This window comes from Leucobacter soli (genome assembly GCF_042659205.1).
Taxonomy (GTDB): Bacteria; Actinomycetota; Actinomycetes; order Actinomycetales; family Microbacteriaceae; genus Leucobacter; species Leucobacter soli.
In genome coordinates this window covers 1-3,121 of sequence record NZ_JBHSRW010000251.1, presented here as the reverse complement: position 1 = coordinate 3,121, position 3,121 = coordinate 1, and the positions used below count along the sequence as shown (strand labels likewise).

Sequence of the window (3,121 nt, the reverse complement as noted above, 5' to 3'; positions counted from 1 at the left end):
GCGGCACGGCGTCGAGCGCGAGCGCGGTCACCCCGCGAGTGGCGAGCGCCTCCAGCAGCTCGGGGCTCAGCGCGGGGCTCAGCAGGCCGATCAGCGTCGCACCGGGCTGCAGCAGCGCGATCTCCTCGGCACTCGGCGCATTCACGCGGAGGACGACGTCGGAGGACCAGGCTTCGGCGCGCTCGACCGTTCGCGCTCCGGCCTCGGCGTAGGCCGCGTCGGAGAAAGCGGACCGGGCGCCCGCACCGCGCTGCACCACGACCTCGTAACCGAGAGCGAGGATCCTCGCGACGGTGGTCGGGGTGACCGCGACGCGGTTCTCATTCGGGGGCTCGGCGACGATGGCGAGGCGCATGCACACTCCTAGCTCGAGGATCGGATGACGGATGCTCGCCGAGCTGGACGCCGGCCGCACCGCCAAGTGACGGGACGCGAGGACCGCACCCGTCTCCACCATGCAAGCTAGCAGACACCGCATGCCGCACGCGGGTACCGCCGCGTGAGTCCGCGGACCCCGAGTCGAACGCCAAGGACTACCCATTTGGAAAGTCCTGCGCTCTCGTCCATCCCCCATGCACTCTCGTCACAGGGCCCGCTCTTCCGCGCCTCCGAGCGGCTGCCTAGACTCATGACACACCCATCGCGCCGCCGCCGGGGTGCCCGGCAACGACGCCATCCTGAGAGGAAGACACGTTCGATGAGTGAACAGACCGCCTCCGAGGCCGAGCACGATCCCGGTCTCAGCCGCCGTACCCTGGGCGTCCCGTCCATCACCCTCATGATCATCGCGGCCTCCGCGCCGCTCACCGTCGTCGCCGGCGGCGTCACGACCTCCTTCGCCGTGACCGAGTCGCTCGGAGTCCCGCTCGGCTTCCTGGTCATCGCGGTGATCCTGACCGTCTTCTCCGTCGGCTACACCGCGATGGGCCGGCACATCACGAACGCCGGCGCCTTCTACGCCTACATCTCCCAGGGCATCTCCCGCCCGTTCGGCGTGGGCGCATCGCTCGTCGCCCTCGTCGCCTACAACGCGATGCAGATCGGCATCTACGGCCTCTTCGGCTTCCAGCTCTCCATGTTCCTCGAAGCGAAGTTCGGGTTCGCATCGCCGTGGTGGCTCTGGATCATCCTCTGCATCGTCGTCGTCGGCGTGCTGGGGGTCAACAAGATCGACCTCTCCGCGAAGGTGCTCGGCGCCCTCGTGGCACTCGAGTTCCTCGTCGTGATCGTCTTCGACATCGTCTCGCTCGCGGTCGCCCCCGAGGGCGTCACCGCGACCACGCTGAACCCGGCCGAGCTCTTCGGACCGTCGCTCGGCATCGTGCTCGTCTTCGGCGTCGCCGCGTTCATGGGCTTCGAGGGCGCCGCGATCTACGGCGAGGAGGCGAAGGATCCGAAGCGGACCGTCCCCCGGGCCACCTACGCCGCCGTCGCCATCATCGGCCTCTTCTACGCGTTCAGCGCCTGGGCGTTCTCGGTCGGCATCGGCCCCTCGAACATCGTGGGCTCCTCGCAGGAGTTCGGCCCGGACCTCATGTTCGTCTTCATGAGCGATCACATGAGCGTGCTGTTCGTCGACGTGATGAACATCCTCTTCCTCACGAGCCTCTTCGCCGCCCTGCAGTCGTTCCACAACGCGGTCGCACGCTACTTCTTCTCCCTCGGCCGCGAGGGCGTGCTGCCGGGCTGGTTCTCGCACACCTCGAAGCACGGCGCCCCGTGGGCCGGTTCGGTCGCGCAGACCGTGCTCGCCCTGGCCGTGACGATCGGCTTCGCCGTCCACGGCAGCACCGGCGGAGCCGAGGCGATGGAGGCCTCGACGGGCAACCCGGCCTTCCTCTACCCGGTGCTCACGATGTTCACCTGGCTCACGAACACGGGCGCAATGGGCCTCGTACTGCTGATGGCCGTGATCGCCGCGGCGGTGATCGGCTTCTTCCGGCGCGACCGTCGCGGCCTCAGCGTCTGGACCACGCTCATCGCGCCCATCATCTCGGGTCTGCTCCTGCTCTGGGTGTTCATCATGATCGTCGCGAACTTCCACATCCTGCTGGGCGAGGCGAGCCCGGGCTTCGGAACCTACATCCTGCCGATCATCGTCCTGCTCGCCGGGCTGATCGGCATCATCTGGGGCGGCGCGCTCAAGTCGCGGAACCCCGAGGTGTACCAGCGGATCGGTCACGGCACCGAGCCGGGCGCGTACGGCACCGAGGTGATCGACGTCGTCGAGGAGTAGCCGGCGTTTCCGCTCCGCATCCGAGGGGTGTCGTTCGGCTCCGCCGAGCGGCGCCCCTCGGTCGTGCGGTCGGCAGTGCGATCGACAGGGCGGCCGGCCGGGCGATCGACGATGCGGCCGGCAGTGCGATCAACCGTGCGAGGCGATGAAGGCCTCGACCTCGGCACGGTCGGCGTAGGAGGACTGCGCTCCGACGCGCTGCACCGAGACCGCGGACACCGCTGTCGCGAAGCGCACGGCGTCGAGCAGGCTGGACCCTGCGGCGAGTTCCGCTGCGACCGCGCCGACGAAGGCATCGCCCGCACCGGTCGTATCGACCGCCGTGACGGGGTACGCCGCGACGCGCTCCGTACCGTCGGCATCGGCGATCAGGGCGCCGTCCGCGCCGATCGTGACGACCACCGACCGCGCACCCGCCTCGCGCAACCGGGCTGCGAGTCTGGGATAGTCGTGGGCATCCGGATCCTGCACCCCGGCGCCGAGCACCTCGAGCGCCTCGTGCTCGTTGACGATCAGCGGATCGCAGAGCGCGAGCGTCTCGGCGTCGAGCCGCGCGGCCGGAGCCGCGTTCAGGATCACCCGGACCCCGCCGGCGGCGGCCCGCGCCGCGACGTGGAACGCGGTCTCACGAGGGATCTCGAGGCTCAGCACGACGACGCGCGCCGCAGTCCAGAGCTCGGCGCTGCGATCCACGAGTTCGATGTCGAGCGCGTGGTTGGCCCCGGGCGATACCACGATGGAGTTCTCCCCGTCCGGGGTGAGGTAGATGATCGCCGTCCCGGTCGGGCGCTCGGACTCGGCCAGTCCCGCGGTGTCGACTCCCGCCGCCGCAAGCTGCTCGCGCAGATAGGCGCCGTTCGCGTCGCGCCCCACGCAGCCGACGAA

General features: G+C 69.7%; 2 protein-coding genes and 1 pseudogene. 1 reads left to right on the top strand and 2 read right to left on the bottom strand.

Going from position 1 to position 3,121, the window contains the following annotated elements; translation table 11 throughout:
• A pseudogene (locus ACFPZL_RS11650) lies at positions 1 to 355 on the bottom strand (Re/Si-specific NAD(P)(+) transhydrogenase subunit alpha); the annotation flags it as partial.
• 342 nt (positions 356 to 697) lie between these two features.
• On the opposite strand from ACFPZL_RS11650, the gene ACFPZL_RS11645 reads away from it, so the two are divergent.
• On the top strand, positions 698 to 2,236 hold the full coding sequence (locus tag ACFPZL_RS11645) for an APC family permease (protein ID WP_236021981.1): 1,539 nt from the start codon (positions 698 to 700) through the stop codon (positions 2,234 to 2,236).
• Between the two features lie 129 nt (positions 2,237 to 2,365).
• Here ACFPZL_RS11645 and ACFPZL_RS11640 read toward each other — a convergent pair.
• Positions 2,366 to 3,121 (bottom strand): ribokinase (locus ACFPZL_RS11640; protein WP_382335522.1); only part of this gene is annotated, 756 nt, incomplete at its 5' end.